The sequence below is a fragment of the Loktanella sp. DSM 29012 genome (genome assembly GCF_900110705.1).
GTDB classification, from domain to species: Bacteria; Pseudomonadota; Alphaproteobacteria; order Rhodobacterales; family Rhodobacteraceae; genus Loktanella; species Loktanella gaetbuli.
The window spans coordinates 84,220-100,150 of sequence record NZ_FOEJ01000007.1 but is presented as its reverse complement, the minus strand read 5'-3'; the positions used below and the strand labels follow the sequence as shown (position 1 = coordinate 100,150).

The window sequence follows — 15,931 nt, the reverse complement described above, 5'->3', positions numbered from 1 at the left end:
TTGCGCGTTCGACGGCCAACGCCCGCCACGCCATTTTGATCCCGAGGGAAATGGGCATTACAGCCATGTCGCGCCGTCGACAGGCCGACATGGGCTGTGATAGCGCGGCTTGCGCTGGCCAGGCTATGATTGATACCTTGGATCAAACTGACGCCATCGTGAATGTGCGTCCTGTCGAACCACGTCCGGTCCACCTGCCTTTTTGATGGCACGCAACAGCAAAGGCCGATCCATGGATCACTACGATGGACTCAATCCGGGCATATTCTTTGATTCAGCAGCGACCGCACAGTTGGTTTTTACACCCGACTTGCGCATCGTCGCGGCCAACAAACGCTATTGTGCGCTGTTGGGCCGCCAGCCACGTGACCTGATCGGCTACAAGGTTTTCGAAGCCTTTCCGGCAAATCCGGATGATCCCGAAGCCAGCGCCGAAGCCGAGCTTACCGCGTCAATCGAGGCTGTCGTGGCAACCGGCAAAGAACAGCAAATGCCGCTGCGGCAGCATGATGTGCGCGAGGCGGATGGGCGCTATGCCACGCGCTATTGGCGGGTGCGGAACTCTCCGATCTTTGCTGACGAAGCACGGCCTGACAAGGTCACGCATATCATCCAAACCGCCGAGGATGTGACCCGCAACACGCTGGGCGAACGTGCAGACGCCGCCAGACAGCGTGCTGCGATGCGCGGTGCCGAACTCAGCTATTTCGAACTAGACCCGGTTTCCGGTCATCTGATCCAGTCGCCGCAACTGGATGCGCTGTTCGGTTTCGATCCCGAAGACACCTACGACGCCGTCGAACCGTTTCTTGATCGTTTCCACCCCGATGATCGCGCCGAAGCCCGCGCCGAAATCGAACGGGTCGCCCGCACCATCGGGGCAGATCTGCATCTGAACAGCAGGATTATCCTGCCCGACGGCACAATGCGTTGGGTGCTCGGTCGCGGCGAATCCGTGCGCGACCCCGACACGCAGACCGTCCGGATTGTGGGCATCGTTCTGGATGTGACCGCCATCCACGAAAACGAGGCCCGGTTGAGCGAGGCCCTCGCCGCACGGGACCTGATGATCGCCGAGGTCAATCACAGGGTCAAAAATTCGCTTCAGATGGTGACCAGCATTCTCAACCTCGAGGGCTCTGCCACCGTCGACCCAGCGGCGCGTGCCTCGCTTCGCGCGGCAACCGCGCGGGTCAATGCCGTGGCCGCGATCCATGCATCTTTGTACGAAGACGAGGACGTCAGCTCGGTCTGGATCGATCGATACCTGAAACGTCTGACAACGCATCTTCGGTTATCGCTAGCCAGCGATGCGCGCGGCCTGCAAATCACCTATGACGCCGAATCCATCCGGCTGGACACCGACAGGGCCGTGTCGCTTTCGCTGGCGGTCAATGAGCTGGTCACCAATTCGTTCAAGCACGCCTACGGGCCCGAAGACGACGGGACGGTCACAATCACGCTGCGCCGCGCCGACGAAAACATGATCCTGCTCGAGGTCGCGGATGACGGAACCGGCCCCGGTGCAGATCGTGCGTCATCGGATGCAAAATCCTCGGGCCTCGGACAGCGTCTGATTGCGGGGATGGCCGCAAGCCTTGGCGGAACGATCGAGGAAGATCAGACGAACGGCTGGCGCACACGTATCCTGTTCCCTGAGTAAGGTTTTCAAATTGCTGAACTTCCTGATCGTCGAAGACAACTTTCTGATTGCGATCGACCTCGAGGCACAGCTCCTTGAAATGGGTCATGGTGTCATCGGAATTGCGACGACAGCGCCTGCGGCCATCGCGATGGCGGGCGGTGCGAAACCTGATATGGCGATCATCGACCTGCAACTGGCCGAGGGCACACGGGGCCAGGATGCAGCCATCGCCCTATGGCAGGATTTCGGCATCCCCTCGATTATCGTCAGTGGCAGCCTGCACCAGATAAGCGATGCCGAGGAAACAGCGATCCACCCGTTGGCAATGTTGTCGAAACCATTGTTGCCTGACGAATTGCGCCGGGTGATTGATATTGCAGACTTGGCAACCAGCCCGAAACCAGACTGACCGCTGCGGTCTGCGACGCGACGATGGCACCCTGACCGCAACCACGCAGGGATCATGACTGGCGGCTTTGTCGATGTCGCAGCAAACAAAGGCAAATGGACCTTTGAAAATTCGCGCAGAGGTGACGCCCACGCACCAGACGTACCTTGACATGTCCAGCCGCAAACCCGGCGCGGTTCAGCGTGATCCCCCGCGTTCCATGGGGTCCGCTGCAAGTTGCCCATGGAGGCGATGGATGATCCCCCTACCGATTTACCGAGAGCTACTTCAAGCTGCTAAAGCGCAAGCGGATCTGACGACAGAACGCCGCAGGCGCTCAGACTTCGATCACTCAGGCTTCTTGCGCAACGAGGTGGTTGTCCCCGATATCGCGCAGATGAACACGCGCCGGGGCCTTGCCGATCGGCCAAATCGGTGAAGGCAGGTCACCGGGCCGTTGTGGCTGCGGTGGTCTCTTTCGCTGTGGATCTGGGATCGGCACGGCATCCAAGAGCCGCCGCGTATAGCTGTGTTGTGGATTTCCGAACACCTGGTCGCGTGTCCCCATTTCGACGATTTGACCGAGGTACATCACAGCCAGTCGGTCCACGACATTTTCGACAACAGCCATATCATGGCTGATAAACAGATATGCCACACCCATCTCGGCCTGCAATTCCTCCAACAAATCGAGGACCTGCGCTTGGACCGACACATCAAGCGCGGATACGCTTTCGTCGCAGATGATCAGCTTTGGTTTCAGGGCAAGCGCACGGGCCACGCAGATGCGCTGACGCTGCCCGCCTGAAAATTCGTGCGGGTAGCGTGTCATCTGATCTTGTGTCAGGCCGACACGTGCAAACAGATCGGCTGCACGCGCGTGACGTTCCGCCGCCGTCCCGATCCCATGTATCAAGAGTGGCTCTGCCACAGCTTCGCCCACCGTCATGCGCGGGTCGAGCGCCGCCATCGGGTCCTGGAAGACCATCTGGACGTCTCGGCAGATTTGACGTCGGCCCAGACTTGTCAGCCCGCCCAGCGCTTTTCCGTCGACTTCGACGTGGCCGGCATGGGGCACGAGCCCGACCAATGCCTTGGCAATTGTCGATTTCCCGCAACCGGATTCGCCAACCAGACCAAAGGTTTCTCCGGGTTGAATGTCGAGGGTCGCACCCTCGACCGCATGCACCCTGTGCGTAGGGCGACCGAGAAAATTTGCGCCGATATCGAAATGGACCTGCGCGCCAACCAGTCTGGCGACCGGAACAGATGCCGTGGGCGGCAGGGGTTTGGCGCGGGCTGCCCCCGATCCCAGGCGTGGGACGGCAGACAAAAGTGCGCGGGTATATTCCTGCTTTGGCGCAGTAAAAAGGGTGTCGACAGGCGCGCTCTCGATCATGCGGCCTTGACGCATGACCACAACGCGGTCCGCACTTTCGGCGACGACGCCCATGTCGTGTGTGATGAGAATGATCGCAGTGCCGGTTTCGGCCTGCAACTCACGCAGAAGGTCCAGCACTTCGCGTTGGACGGTTACATCGAGGGCCGTAGTCGGCTCATCCGCGATCAGCAGAGCAGGACGCAGGGCCAGCGCCATGGCGATCATCACGCGCTGACGCATGCCACCCGAAAGTTCATGGGGATACTGCTTCATCCGGCGTTCGGGTTCGGGGATACGAACGCGCCGCAGCGCCTCGATCGCGGCGCTGCGGGCAGCACCTCTCGACACGGCCTCGTGGGCACGGATCGCCTCGGTCATCTGACTGCCAATGGTATGGACCGGATTCAACGACGTCATCGGCTCTTGAAAGATCATCGCCAGTTTGGCGCCACGCCAGGCGCGCATCCTCGCCTCTGGCAGGTCCGGCAGGTTAACACCGTCAAGCAGCGCCTGACCGGATGTGACGGTGACGTTGTTGGGAAGCAAACCCATCAGGGCAAGCGAAGTGATGGATTTCCCCGATCCGCTTTCACCCGCGATGGCAAGCGTTTCCCCGGGATACAGTTCAAACGATAGTCCGGCCACCAACGGGCGGACGACGCCGCGATCCCTGACCGACACGGTCATATCACGCACCGACAGCAGGGCTGCGGTCGCCCCCGAAGGGGCGGTCGCTGTGTGTGTCGTCATCATTCAAGCACCATGCGCGGAAAATAGAACGACACGACCCAATTGGGCATGTCGACGATTTCCGAAATGCGCAGGTCACCACAGGTGGACACCAGCATGTAGGCGTCAACGGGTGCCATGCCGTAGCGCGCAGTCAGCAGGTCGATCATGCCCGAGACGGCATCGCGTGCGCCGCTCATCAGATCAGGACCGATTCCTGTCGTGACCTCGTATCCTTTCTGATCGAGGTGGTTGGTGACCGGACCGGGCGTGGTGAACCGCGGCATCCTGAGATTTGCGCCCTTGACCAGGTCCAGCGTCAGCGTCACGTCCATCGGACTTTCGATGGCCGTGCCGCAGACTTCGCCATCGCCCTGTGCGGCATGGGTGTCACCAACCGAGAACAGGGCACCGGCAACCTCGACTGGCAGATAGAGTTCGGCACCTGCCGACAGGTCCCGGATATCGAGATTTCCGCCAGTGCGACGGGGTGGAACGATGCTGTGCAGTCCCGGTTCCGCCAAGGCGACCCCGATCGTGCCCGTAAAGGGCTTGAGCGGAACGCGCCCCATGTCACCCCACAATGACGGCGCCATCGTTTTGGCGTCATATTTCCAGATCGTCAGCGCGGGGTCCTCGAACTGGTCCGCCAAGAGTCCGAAACCCGGAATGTTGGCGGTCCAGCCCCAAGCTGATCCCTCTTGTTCGCGCGGGGCAAATCCTTCCAGCGTGATCTTGAGGGCGTCACCGGGTTCAGCACCGTCAATGTAGATTGGCCCGGAGACCGGATTGATCTTGCCGAAATCCAGCGCGACCACATCGGCCACCGTGCTCGACGGGCCAAGCTGGCCCGCCGAAGAATCCATGCAATTGAAGCAGATCGTCGTACCGGGTGCGACCGTCTCGACCGGGGCAATGGTGTTGTCCCAGCCGAAATGGTGCTGTGCCCCGTGGATCGTGTATTCACAGGCTTTGCACATGCGCTTACTCGGTCACGTAGACATAGTCGTAGTTGACCGGGATCGAGACCGGATCGACATACAGGGCATCGTCACCGCCCATGCGTTCTGATTTCATGGTGTAGCGCTGTTCGTTGAACACGGGGACCCAAGGGGCCTGTTCCATCACCTGCATATAGACGTCAGACCACATCTCCAGCCGCTCGGGCGCAGCCGGATCGGTCATGCTGTCTGCGGCGATGGCCATGGCATCGATGTCCTCGTTACAGAACTTGGACCAGTTCCATCCGCCCTCGCCTGCACCCGCACAGCCAAGGATCGGCCCGTAGAAGTTGGAGGGATCGGGGAAATCCGCGATCCATGCCATGCCGCCCGACCAGATCATCGGGGCCTGACCCGCACCGCCTGCCTCGATGACGTTGGCCTGCGCCAGGGACCGAATTTCGACTTCGACGCCAATGGCCTTCAGATCTTGCTGGATGGCCTGTGCGATCCGCGGGTTGGGGTCGGTGTTCATGACATAGAGTTCCGTCGTGAACCCGTCGGCCAGTCCTGCCTCTGCCAGTTTGGCCTGCGCTGCGGCAACGTCAAAGGCATAGCCTTCAAACCCGTCCGTGTAGCCCGGCATGGTGGGCGGCAGAGGCTGTGTCGCGGGAATCGCCCGGCCATTGATGATCTGCGTGATGCGTTCCTTGTTGATCGCCATGTTGATCGCCTCGCGGACCGGCAACTGGTCCAGCGGTGCCATCCCGACATTCAGGGTGATATAGCCGGTATGCAGCTGGCCCCCCTCGACCACACGCGCGGCCTGCGCAGGGTCGGACATGACTTCCTGGAACTTTGCGGGCGGGATGCCGTCACCGGGCACGTCGACCTCGCCTTGTTGCAGGCGGAGCAAGGCCACAATCGGTTCCTGACCAACTTCAAACGTTACCCCGTCCAGATAAGGGACACCGTCGCGCCAGTAATCCGCGTTCTTTTCAAACACGAGCCGCTGACCGATGGTCCATTCGCCCAGCTTGAATGCGCCGGTTCCAACCGGGTTCTTGCCAAAGTCCGTGCCGAATTCGTCGACCGCTTCCTTTGGGACAATCGATGCAAAGTTCAAAGCCATGACATGCAGGAACGTCGCATCGGGCCGCGACAGCGTGATCCTGACGGTCATGTCGTCGACGACCTCAACACCGGCCAGGCTGTCTGCCTCGCCGTTTGTCACTGCGTCATAGCCTGCAATCGATGCAAAGAAGCCGGCACCGGGTGATTGCGTTTCTGGATCCGTCACGCGATCGAGAGAGTATTTCACGTCCTGTGCTGTCATCGCGCGGCCGTTGTGGAACAGAACGCCATCACGCAGGGTGAACGTAAAGACAGTGCCGTCGTCCGAAATCTCGTAGCTCGACGCAAGACCGGGACGCAGTTCGGTTGTGCCCGGCACATAGTCCATCAGCCCGTCAAAGAGTGATTTGATCATCGACCAGTTCTGCCAGTCGTAGCCGATGGCGGGGTCTAGCGTGGCCACATCGTCCTTGTAGGTGACAGTGATCATGCCACCGGGCTGTGCATTGGGATCGGGTGTGTATTCCTGTGCAAAGCCGGGTAGCGCGGTTGCTGCCACGATCGCCGTTGAGAGGAGAAGATTTTTCATTGTCATGTCCCTGTTGGTTGGTGGTTGCAGTTGATGCTCACCGCAGCTTGATGCGCGGATCGATGAGCGGGGTAATGAGGTCAGCGAGAAGGTTGCCCAGCACGATGGCTGTGGCGGACACCATGGTGACGCCCATGATGATCGGAATGTCGACGCGCTGAATTGCCTGCCATGCCAGCTGGCCGATACCTGGCCAGCCAAAGACGGATTCAACAACGACGATGCCGCCGATAAAGATGCCGATATCGATGCCGATCATTGCGATGATGGGCAGGATCGCATTGGGAAGCGCGTGACGGATCAGCACGCGCGCGCGGCCAAGACCCTTGGCACGGGCCGTGCGAATGTAGTCTTGGCGCAGAACCTCGACCATCGAGGACCGCATCATGCGGGAATACCAGCCAGAACCCATGATCCCCAACGTAAGCGCCGGAAGGACCAGATGCGCCGCCGTGCCGTAGCCACCGATTGGAAACCAGCCAAGCTGCACGGCAAAGACATATAGCAATAGCAGGCCCACGACGAATTGCGGCGCGGACACAGCAACAAAAGAGACGACCATCAGACCTTGATCCAAGGGCCGGCCCCGAAATACGGCGGCCACGATACCCAAGGTGAGGCCGATCAGCAGTTCGCAGGCGATGCCACCTGCCATCAGCAGCAGTGATGCGGGCAGACGCGCCGCAATCAACGTCGCGACTTCGGTTTTTTGCAGGTAACTACGGCCCATATCGCCCTGAACCAGACCGGCCAAGTAGCGGCCGTATTGCACGAGCATCGGTTGATCGAGGCCAAGTTGGGCGCGGATGTTTTCGACCGTTTGTGCGGTTGCGGACCGTCCGGCGATCTGGCGCACAGGGTCGGCCGGTAGCACGTACAGCAGCAAGAAAGTGACAAAGCTGACGCCCAGCAGGATCAAAGTGGATTGGATCAGGCGGCGAAGAAGGTATCCGGCCATCAGTCATTCCCCCGTTGTGTGGGGTCAAGCACATCGCGCAGCGCGTCGCCGACCAGATTGAAGGCAAGGGCCAGCAGCAGGATCGCGGCACCCGGGATAAAGACCAGCCAGGGCGCAGCCTGAAAATAGGTCTGGTTTTCAAAGATGATGTTGCCCCAGCTGGGTGTCGGAGGCTGAACGCCGACACCCAGGAATGACAAGGTCGCCTCCAGCAGGACGGTGACCGAAATCCCGAGCGTGCCCCAAACGATCAATGTCGGCACAAGGTGCGGCAGGATGTGTTTGAACAGAATGCGCGTCTGCGAAGCCCCCAATGTCCTCTCGGCGGCAATGAATTCACGTTCGGCAAGCGAGGTCGTTTCGGTATAGACTACCCGTGCCGTCTGGACCCAGTTGACCAGCGCGATCACCATGGCCACGATCCACAGCGACGGCTGGAAAATCGCGGCCAGGCAGATGGCCAGTAGCAACGCGGGAAAGGCCATCATCAGGTCGGTAAACCGCATCAGGACTGCACCGACCCACCCCCTTACAAAACCCGCGACGACACCGACTAGTGTTCCGATCAGCAGGGCAATGCCATTGGCGACGACGCCGATGATCAGTGATGTTTGCGCGCCATAGAGCATGCGGCTGAACAGATCGCGCCCCAGAAGGTCGGTCCCCATCAGGAAATCACCACTGGGCGGCATCGGTTCCCCGAATAGCGTCAATCCTTCGAACAACTGGTCGTCGGGCGCATAGGGTGCAATCCAGGGCGCAAAGACTGCGCCGCCCAGAACCACTGCGATGATCGCAAGCCCGAACAGGGCGAGCTTGCGCCGCATCAGACGGCGAAGCGTTCCCGTCGGGGCGACAGGTGCCACAGAGACGTCAGACATGATCCTCTCCTTTGCAGGTATCGCGCACAGAGGCGACGATCCGGTCTGCGGCTTCCTCGAAACTGACGCGCCACGCCATTGCGAGGCCGCGCAACTGCTCGAAAGCCTGATCCTCGGATTTTCCGCGCGCGGCGAGGATCGCCACGGCCTGCACCACCGTCTGTCGCTGCCCAAGACGCCTGCGCAGGGTGTCGATTTCGCCAGCCTGGCTTATCCGGGCGTCGAATGCGGCGCGCGCAATCAACAGCGCCGAAAAGACACCATTGTCACCCACAGGTTTCAGGATCTGCGCGTCGACACCGAAATTCATCAACCATTCAATCCGGCCCGGCGCTTCTGATCCGATCAGGGCGATCGTCGGGAACGGCGCTTCGCCCGGGTTCCAGGGAAACTGGTCCTCATGAGCCGTATCCACGTCGATGAACAGGTAATCGGCGGCACCGATGGTGGCTGGTAGATCCGGCCAGTGGCATTCGAATTCCAATCCGACGGCCTGTAACTGTCTGACCAGCGCCGTGACATTGGCGTGGGGGCGATGAAGGATCACCGCGCGCGCGCCGCCCAGTTCGGGAATGCGCAGTCGACGTTTCATGGCACGATCCGCAGCATGGGTTCCAGCAGCGCAGGGCCCTGCGTCAGATACGGGTCACCCGCGATGGGGGCGTAGGTCTTGATCGGAACAAATGCGCCGTCACGCACCTGCGCGATGGCCACTGGCAGCGATACATGATGCGTGCGCGGGCTGATCCCGATACGGGCGGCGTCAGGCAGGGCAAGCAACTGGCGCAAAGACAAATCTTCTGCATCCGGACTTGTCGACAACAGGCGGGCCAACATCATCACAGAGGCATGCGCGGCCGCCTCGAATGATGATCCGAAATCATTGCGTCCTTCGTTGCCGGGCAAGGCGGGCGATTGCCCGCAAAACCACGGGCCTGCCGATATCACGCCCTCGGCGGACGCACCGATCGCATCCAATTCCGCTTCGGTCATATTGCACGACAGAACGGGGCAGCGCCCCTGCGCAAAGGTCGGATCGCTGGCCCGCAGCGCGGTCATTGCGTCCAGAAACGCATATTGTGAGGGCCCGATCAGCTGGTTCAGAACGAAATCGGGTTTCACGGCGGCGATTTCGTCGATCAGTCGGGCGATGTCGACGGACCCGATGGGCACATATCTTTCGCCCAGCACGTCGGCATCGATCTTGGCACCGGTTTCGCGGGCGATCCGGTTCATTTCCCAGCCCCAGATATAGTTCGACCCGGTCAGATAAATACGCTTGCCGTAAGTCGTGAAGCAGTGATCGAGCAAAGGCAGAAGGTGCTGGTTCGGGCAGGCGTGTGCGTAGACAACCCGATCCGAGGCCTCGAACCCTTCGTAGGGGGTCGGATACCACAACGCGCCACCCAGGCGCTCCAGGCTGGGAATAACTTCCTTGCGGCTCCAGCTGGTCGTACAGCCGATCACATGGCGTGCGGCACTCGATTTCAGAATGTCTTCGCACTGCGGTGCGTAGGCGTCGATATCCCCGCCAGGGTCACGTTCAATCGGATGGAACATCAGATTGATCGAGGGATCCGCGTTGATTTGCTGGATTGCCTTTGTCACACCCAAGCGGCTTGCCTGCCCCATGAGACTGTAAGGGCCGGTTGTCGAAAACAAGACTCCGAGGTCGATGTGACGCGTCACGCGATGCTCCAGAAACGAAAAACGCCTCGCAACCGAGACGGGTCAAAATGACGACCGACCGGTTGCGAGGCGCTATTGCCAATATGTTGATCTCAACCTGCGCAAATCATCTTCGGCTGTCAAAGTCTTTGCGCATTCCGAGCGAGGTATCCGGAGAGCTGCTTAAATTTTATGCGCAACGTGCTGATCTGCGGCACGCGTAAGAGATCTGTGCAAATTGCAAAGGCAGGAAAAGGCTGTTCGGAATTGTTGTTCATGGCCGTGCCCCTGACGCAATGCGTCGACGCTGCGCCTTGACCACTCCAGATATCTGCGCGCGGTCAAAAAAGCTCCTTCCCATGTGTCTGCTCCTTTAGAGTTGGCGCAGTTTGTAAACGACGGCGAAGTATTTCGCGGTGGGCAGGTCTCTGGCGGCACGCCATTCACGCATATCAGCGGCGTGACAAAGGATGTAGTTCTGCATCTCGACGAGGCAGGCCACGAATGACGCGCAATGATGTCTGGGGTCGGCGCGCGCCCTCCTCGAGATGTCTTTCAAGAATATGACGGTAAAGGCCCATACCTGACTGGGACATGTGCCCTGCCCTCTGACATCTCGGCAAAGAAAGTCGACTGGCGGCGCAGACCTATCGCATTTCGATACGTCTTAATAGCAGCACGCAGCATGACAGCTGACTGCGTGCCACCCCTGTCCAACCGATCAGGGCGCGGGCGGCCGAACAGATCCGAACGCCCTGTATCGTCACATCCCTGCGATGACCTTGTCCAGCGTCGCCGGATAGTCGCGCACGCGCACGCCGGTCGCATTGAAAATCGCATTCGTGATCGCAGCCGCGGCGCCGCAGATGCCCAATTCTCCGATACCTTTGGCCTGCAACGGATTGGCCCAGTCGTCGCGTTCCTCCAGCAACTCGACGGTCAGTTGCGGCACATCCGCATTCACCGGGATATGATACTCGGCCAGATTGTGGTTCGTCACATGCCCGTCACGCGGATCGAAAGCCATTTCTTCGGTCAGTGCGATGCCGATACCGAATGTCATCCCGCCCAGGCATTGCGAACGCGCGGTTTTCGCATTCAAAATCCGGCCAGCGGCAAAACTGCCGTGCATTCTGCGGACACGGGTTTCCCCGGTTGCGGCATGAACGGCGACTTCGGCGAAGTAAGCGCCAAAGGTCGCCTGACGCACAGCCTTGGACGTGTCACCAGGGGTCACATGACCCAGCTTTGCGATCTCGTCCCCGTTCAGGATATCGCTTAGCGCCTGTGTCTGGTTGGCATAGGTTGCGCGACCATCCTTCAGCATCAGGTCCGGTTCCGCCACACCCAGTCGTTCCGCAAGCTGCCGGCGGATCGCCTCGCAGGCGACATAGACCGACGTCCCACTGGAAGCCGCCCCCCATGATCCGCCCGAACCGGCCGACGGTGGCAAACCAGTGTCGCCCAGGACCACCGTGACCGCGTCGCGGGGCAGGCCCAGCATCTCGCCGGCAATCTGCCCTAGTATGGCATAGGTACCCGTGCCGATGTCGGTCATGTCAGTCTCGACGCGGGCCGTGCCGTTGGGCAACAGCGTAACGCGCGCCTGGCTTTCCATCAACATGTTGACGCGCGCGGCGGATGCCATGCCGTAGCCGATCAGCCACTCTCCCTCGCGCCGTTCTTTTAGTCCGGGCCTGTCGGCCCAACCGAATGCCTCTGCCCCACTTTCAAGTGCCTCGCGGAAGCGGCTTGACGAAAAATCCTTGCCGCTCTCGGGATCTGTTTCGGGGATGTTGCGCAGCCGCAGCGCGACCGGATCAATGCCGATCTCGTGTGCCAGTTCGTCCATCGCGTTTTCCAACACGGTGACCCCGACTGCCTCGCCGGGCGCGCGTACAGACCCCGCACACATGCGGTGCAGACGCACCAGATCCAACGACATCTGGCGGTTCGATCCGGCATACAGAAAATGCGACGCCTGAAGCACCGGTTCGGCGAATGTCTCGCCGGGCAGGTTCGATACGCGTGCATCATGACCAAGACCCGTCAGCCGCCCATCGCCATCCGCAGAAAGCCTGACGCGCTGGCGGGTTTCCGACCGCCGCATCGTCGCCTCATAGACCTGTGGCCGCGTAAGCGCGACCGATACCGGGCGCCCCAGTTCCTGTGCCGCGATCGCGGCAGCAACCGCCTCGGGCGACAGCCCGAGCTTGGACCCGAAACCACCTCCGACAAAAGGCGATATGATCCGCACACGGTCGGGGTGGATGCCCAGCGCATCGGCCAGTTCGTTCCGGTTGTATTTCAGCATCTGATAGCTGCCGCGCAGTGTCAGATCGTCACCGTCCCATGTCGCGATCGATGCATGAGGCTCCATCGGCGAACTGGAATGCGAGGGTGTGGAATAGACCACGTCGACGCTATGGGCCGCGTCGCGCATCGCACCACCCAGATCGCCTTGATCGACCGCCTGCCCTTCTTGCGGCTCGACCGCTGCAGTATCGGGATCGACGGTGACGGTTTCACCGTTTTCCAGAACCACGGTCAGTGATTGCGCGGCATGGCGGGCCTGTTCGAAATTTTCGGCCACCACGAGGGCAATCAACTGTCCAGTATAGTCAGCATGTCGCGCACCCTGAACTGGCGCGGCATCGGCTGTGCCCTGCGCGGGGTTGCGCAGCAGGCGGTCATCCTGGATCACAGCCAGAACCCCCGGCATTGCGGCGACCGCATCGCGATTGGCCAGCGTGACCTTACCACTGTTGCCTGGGCTGCGCACCATGACCCCATGCACCATGCCCTCTATCTGCCACTCGTTGGCGTAGGTGGCGGTGCCGGTCACCTTGGATGGACCATCCGGCCGATCCAGCGGCGCACCGACCAGCCCCTGCGCCATGTCATCCAGCCGGTGTTTCGTCGCCGGCGCGTCCATTTTGAAATGCTCGGTCATATGCCTGCCTCTTGCGTCAGTTCTGTCAGCACCGACACGAGCGTGCGACGCGTGAGGGGTATCTTGAAATCGTTTTCGCCAAAGCCGCGGGCCTCGGCCAACAACAGATCGGCCGCCTTGCCGAACAGCGCTTTGGACGGGGCCTGCCCGATCAGCAAATCCTCGACCTGTGGATTCCGCCATGGTTTCGGGGCCAGTCCGCCGAACGCAAGGTCGGCTCGCGTGATGCGGCCGTCCTCGACGTCGACAATTCCGGCAACGGACACGAGGGCAAAGGCATAGGATGCGCGGTCGCGGACCTTGCGATAGGTTTGTCGCCCCTGGACAGGCGCAGGCAATATCACGTCGATGATCAATTCACCCGGCGCGAGTACCGTTTCGCGGTCAGGCCGGTCACCCGGCAGCAGATAGAGCGAATCCAACGACAGACGTCGGGTCGTTCCGTCTTCCTTCAGCGTCTGCACCTCGGCTCCCAGTGCGCGCATGGCGACCGCCATGTCGCTTGGGTGGGTGGCGATGCAGTGTTCCGACGTGCCCAGAACCGCAAGGATACGGTTAAAGCCTTCTTGTGCAGCACAGCCGGTTCCGGGTTTGCGTTTGTTGCAGGCAGATGCGCGGTCGTAGAAGTAGAGGCAGCGTGTCCGTTGCAGCAGGTTTCCCCCGGTCGTCGCCTTGTTGCGCAACTGTCCGCTGGCACCGGCCAGCAAGGCGCGGCTCAGCACCGGCCAATTACGCCGCACGCGGCTGTCGTTGGCAAGATCGCTGTTGGTCACAAGAGCCCCGATCCGCAGGCCACCATCGGCAGTGTCCTCGATCCCCTTCATCGCAAGGCGATTGATATCCACCAGGGTTTCGGGCGACATCACCTCAAGCTTCATCAGGTCGATCAGGTTGGTTCCACCGGCGATGAATGCAGCACCGCCCGCGGCATCACGCACGGCACCTTCGGCGCTGTCTGCGCGCACATAATCAAAGGCCCTCATGCGCCTTTCTCCGCGGCTTTGCGAATAGCCTCGACGATATTGGGATAGGCTGCGCATCTGCACAGGTTCCCGCTCATCCGCTCAGAGATTTCTGCGTCGGTCAGTTCACCGCCATTGGCGATATCGTCCGTGACATGGCTGGGCCAACCATTGCGGACCTCTTCGAGCATCGCGGTAGCCGAACAGATTTGCCCTGGCGTGCAGTAGCCGCATTGGAAACCGTCCTCCTCAACAAACGCCGCTTGCAGCGCGCTCAGGTTGTCCGGCTGCCCGATCCCCTCGATCGTGGTAATCTCGTCCCCGTCGTGCATGCAGGCCAGCGTAAGGCATGAATTGATGCGCCGCCCGTTGACGATGACCGTACAGGCACCGCATTGCCCATGATCACAGCCCTTCTTGCTCCCCGTCAGGCCGAGGTGGTGGCGCAAGGCATCCAGCAGCGTCGTGCGTGGATCGAGATCCAACCTGTGCTGCGTTCCATTGATTGCCAGATTTGTTTCCATGGGACGCCGCTCCGATTATGGGTCATGATTCGTGAACCAACCGGCATCGCATTCATAAGTTCCGCGCTTGGGCAAAATGCGGCAGTTTTCATCCCGCGACTTTCATCCCGCGACGCGCGAGAGAAACATCTGGTTGGCCAGGGCCGCGGGGTCCTAGGTAGCGTTGCCGACAATCATGTGCCTCGGGCCTTCGCGCATCAAACCAAACCACCTGATCCCATACACACGGATGCCGGGACGGAACACCTAGTAGCGTCAGGCACTGCGATTGTGATCGAAAACTGACATACCTTCTCGTGTGGGACCTAAACACAAGCTGCCGAACAGATTAGGCTCAATGGGGTATCCCAATTTAGCCGCGACCTATAAATTTGGACACAAGCCGCTGTCCATGAACCTTGTTCTAGCCACGTGGCCGAAAGGTCGAAGGTGCGCGCCGGCTGAGGGGACTTCATAAGCAAAAAACAGGTGGCGAACGTATGTCGCTGAGCCCCCATTCAAATCATCGAAATACATAGAATATGAGGTGGTGGCGGAGACGAAGGGATTCGAACCCTCGAGACCCTTCCGGGCCTACTCCCTTAGCAGGGGAGCGCCTTCGACCACTCGGCCACGTCTCCGCCGACGCGTTTAACGGGCGCTCCACCGGGAAACAAGGTGTAAATCCACCGGTTGAGGTAACAAATACCGAATGCCCGGACAGGCTTCTTCATTCGTCCTGCGTTGCAGCGGCAAACGGATCCGGGTTGCAGCGATCATAGACAAAGGCATAGCCGTTCCAGACCATGATGATGCCGTCGTCTTCGGCCTTGTCCATGACCATCGCGCGTTCAGTGAATTGCTGATCTTCGCCGCTGCATTGCATTGTATAGAGCAGCGCATCCATATCGAGGACATTGACCGGGTCGGACATCCGGCATTCCGCCTCGACACCGTAGAAGATTCCTTCTGCGATCCGCACTGCGCCGCCATCCACACCGACCAGCGCGCATTCCGAATTCGCGGTTTGTTTGTAGGTCCCGTCGTAGGGTCCGGCGAACACCGGCGAGGCCATCAGGCTCAGGCTGATCGTGCGAATGATGACGCGCATTGCGGCGACTCCCTTATCGTGCGCTGCCACACTACGCACCGCGGCACCATCTGTCATCTCTTGCGCATTAACTGCATCTTGACCCGACGTGGCACAAGCTTGGGTCGGACCATCGAGGCCGATGTCACCTCTACATCGCGGCCTCGTG

At 60.5% G+C, this 15,931-nt stretch carries 13 protein-coding genes and 1 tRNA gene; 2 read left to right on the top strand and 12 right to left on the bottom strand.

Going from position 1 to position 15,931, the window contains the following annotated elements; genetic code table 11:
* The first annotated feature begins 232 nt into the window (after nucleotides 1-232).
* Nucleotides 233-1,663 carry a sensor histidine kinase gene (locus tag BMX27_RS14965; protein WP_177172742.1) on the top strand — a complete coding sequence of 477 codons (1,431 nt, stop codon included), beginning with the start codon at nucleotides 233-235 and terminating at the stop codon, nucleotides 1,661-1,663.
* A 10-nt stretch (nucleotides 1,664-1,673) separates the two neighbouring features.
* The gene (locus BMX27_RS14960; protein ID WP_177172741.1) at nucleotides 1,674-2,054 is read left to right on the top strand and encodes a response regulator; all 381 of its coding nucleotides are present in this window, start codon (nucleotides 1,674-1,676) and stop codon (nucleotides 2,052-2,054) included.
* Nucleotides 2,055-2,385: 331 nt separating this feature from the next.
* On the opposite strand, the gene BMX27_RS14955 is transcribed toward BMX27_RS14960, so the two are convergent.
* From BMX27_RS14955 to BMX27_RS14900, 12 genes are all read right to left on the bottom strand, one after another.
* A complete protein-coding gene (locus tag BMX27_RS14955; protein ID WP_090160907.1) occupies nucleotides 2,386-4,167 on the bottom strand; it encodes an ABC transporter ATP-binding protein in 1,782 nt (593 codons plus the stop codon).
* Complete coding sequence (locus BMX27_RS14950) at nucleotides 4,164-5,123, bottom strand: acetamidase/formamidase family protein (protein ID WP_090160905.1); 960 nt, start codon at nucleotides 5,121-5,123, stop codon at nucleotides 4,164-4,166. Before BMX27_RS14950 ends, BMX27_RS14955 begins: the two co-directional genes overlap by 4 nt.
* A 4-nt stretch (nucleotides 5,124-5,127) precedes the next feature.
* Nucleotides 5,128-6,747 (bottom strand): ABC transporter substrate-binding protein, encoded by a 1,620-nt coding sequence (locus BMX27_RS14945; RefSeq protein WP_090160903.1) that lies wholly within the window; start codon nucleotides 6,745-6,747, stop codon nucleotides 5,128-5,130.
* A 37-nt stretch (nucleotides 6,748-6,784) separates the two neighbouring features.
* Nucleotides 6,785-7,705 carry an ABC transporter permease gene (locus BMX27_RS14940; RefSeq protein ID WP_090160900.1) on the bottom strand — a complete coding sequence of 307 codons (921 nt, stop codon included), beginning with the start codon at nucleotides 7,703-7,705 and terminating at the stop codon, nucleotides 6,785-6,787.
* Nucleotides 7,705-8,586, bottom strand: coding sequence for an ABC transporter permease (locus tag BMX27_RS14935; protein WP_090160898.1), 882 nt, complete (start codon nucleotides 8,584-8,586; stop codon nucleotides 7,705-7,707). The genes BMX27_RS14940 and BMX27_RS14935 overlap by 1 nt, the downstream gene beginning before the upstream one ends.
* Nucleotides 8,579-9,178 carry an ANTAR domain-containing response regulator gene (locus tag BMX27_RS14930; protein ID WP_090160896.1) on the bottom strand — a complete coding sequence of 200 codons (600 nt, stop codon included), beginning with the start codon at nucleotides 9,176-9,178 and terminating at the stop codon, nucleotides 8,579-8,581. The genes BMX27_RS14935 and BMX27_RS14930 overlap by 8 nt, the downstream gene beginning before the upstream one ends.
* Nucleotides 9,175-10,275, bottom strand: a complete 1,101-nt coding sequence (locus BMX27_RS14925) for a transporter substrate-binding protein (protein WP_090160894.1) — start codon at nucleotides 10,273-10,275, stop codon at nucleotides 9,175-9,177. The genes BMX27_RS14930 and BMX27_RS14925 overlap by 4 nt, the downstream gene beginning before the upstream one ends.
* A gap of 742 nt (nucleotides 10,276-11,017) precedes the next feature.
* Nucleotides 11,018-13,207 carry a xanthine dehydrogenase family protein molybdopterin-binding subunit gene (locus tag BMX27_RS14920; protein WP_090160892.1) on the bottom strand — a complete coding sequence of 730 codons (2,190 nt, stop codon included), beginning with the start codon at nucleotides 13,205-13,207 and terminating at the stop codon, nucleotides 11,018-11,020.
* Nucleotides 13,204-14,190 (bottom strand): FAD binding domain-containing protein, encoded by a 987-nt coding sequence (locus BMX27_RS14915; RefSeq protein ID WP_090160890.1) that lies wholly within the window; start codon nucleotides 14,188-14,190, stop codon nucleotides 13,204-13,206. Before BMX27_RS14915 ends, BMX27_RS14920 begins: the two co-directional genes overlap by 4 nt.
* The gene (locus BMX27_RS14910) at nucleotides 14,187-14,693 is read right to left on the bottom strand and encodes a 2Fe-2S iron-sulfur cluster-binding protein (RefSeq protein WP_090160888.1); all 507 of its coding nucleotides are present in this window, start codon (nucleotides 14,691-14,693) and stop codon (nucleotides 14,187-14,189) included. The genes BMX27_RS14915 and BMX27_RS14910 overlap by 4 nt, the downstream gene beginning before the upstream one ends.
* A gap of 530 nt (nucleotides 14,694-15,223) precedes the next feature.
* Nucleotides 15,224-15,313 (bottom strand) — tRNA-Ser (locus BMX27_RS14905).
* A gap of 89 nt (nucleotides 15,314-15,402) precedes the next feature.
* Nucleotides 15,403-15,783, bottom strand: coding sequence for a hypothetical protein (locus tag BMX27_RS14900; protein WP_090160886.1), 381 nt, complete (start codon nucleotides 15,781-15,783; stop codon nucleotides 15,403-15,405).
* Nucleotides 15,784-15,931: the final 148 nt, after the last annotated feature.

Coding starts and splice junctions, on each gene's coding strand:
- BMX27_RS14935 (WP_090160898.1), bottom strand. CDS start 8,586: ATGTCTGACGTCTCTGTGGCACCTGTCGCCCCGACGGGAACGCTTCGC.
- BMX27_RS14915 (WP_090160890.1), bottom strand. CDS start 14,190: ATGAGGGCCTTTGATTATGTGCGCGCAGACAGCGCCGAAGGTGCCGTG.
- BMX27_RS14910 (WP_090160888.1), bottom strand. CDS start 14,693: ATGGAAACAAATCTGGCAATCAATGGAACGCAGCACAGGTTGGATCTC.
- BMX27_RS14965 (WP_177172742.1), top strand. CDS start 233: ATGGATCACTACGATGGACTCAATCCGGGCATATTCTTTGATTCAGCA.
- BMX27_RS14945 (WP_090160903.1), bottom strand. CDS start 6,747: ATGAAAAATCTTCTCCTCTCAACGGCGATCGTGGCAGCAACCGCGCTA.
- BMX27_RS14930 (WP_090160896.1), bottom strand. CDS start 9,178: ATGAAACGTCGACTGCGCATTCCCGAACTGGGCGGCGCGCGCGCGGTG.
- BMX27_RS14920 (WP_090160892.1), bottom strand. CDS start 13,207: ATGACCGAGCATTTCAAAATGGACGCGCCGGCGACGAAACACCGGCTG.
- BMX27_RS14900 (WP_090160886.1), bottom strand. CDS start 15,783: ATGCGCGTCATCATTCGCACGATCAGCCTGAGCCTGATGGCCTCGCCG.
- BMX27_RS14950 (WP_090160905.1), bottom strand. CDS start 5,123: ATGTGCAAAGCCTGTGAATACACGATCCACGGGGCACAGCACCATTTC.
- BMX27_RS14940 (WP_090160900.1), bottom strand. CDS start 7,705: ATGGCCGGATACCTTCTTCGCCGCCTGATCCAATCCACTTTGATCCTG.
- BMX27_RS14955 (WP_090160907.1), bottom strand. CDS start 4,167: ATGATGACGACACACACAGCGACCGCCCCTTCGGGGGCGACCGCAGCC.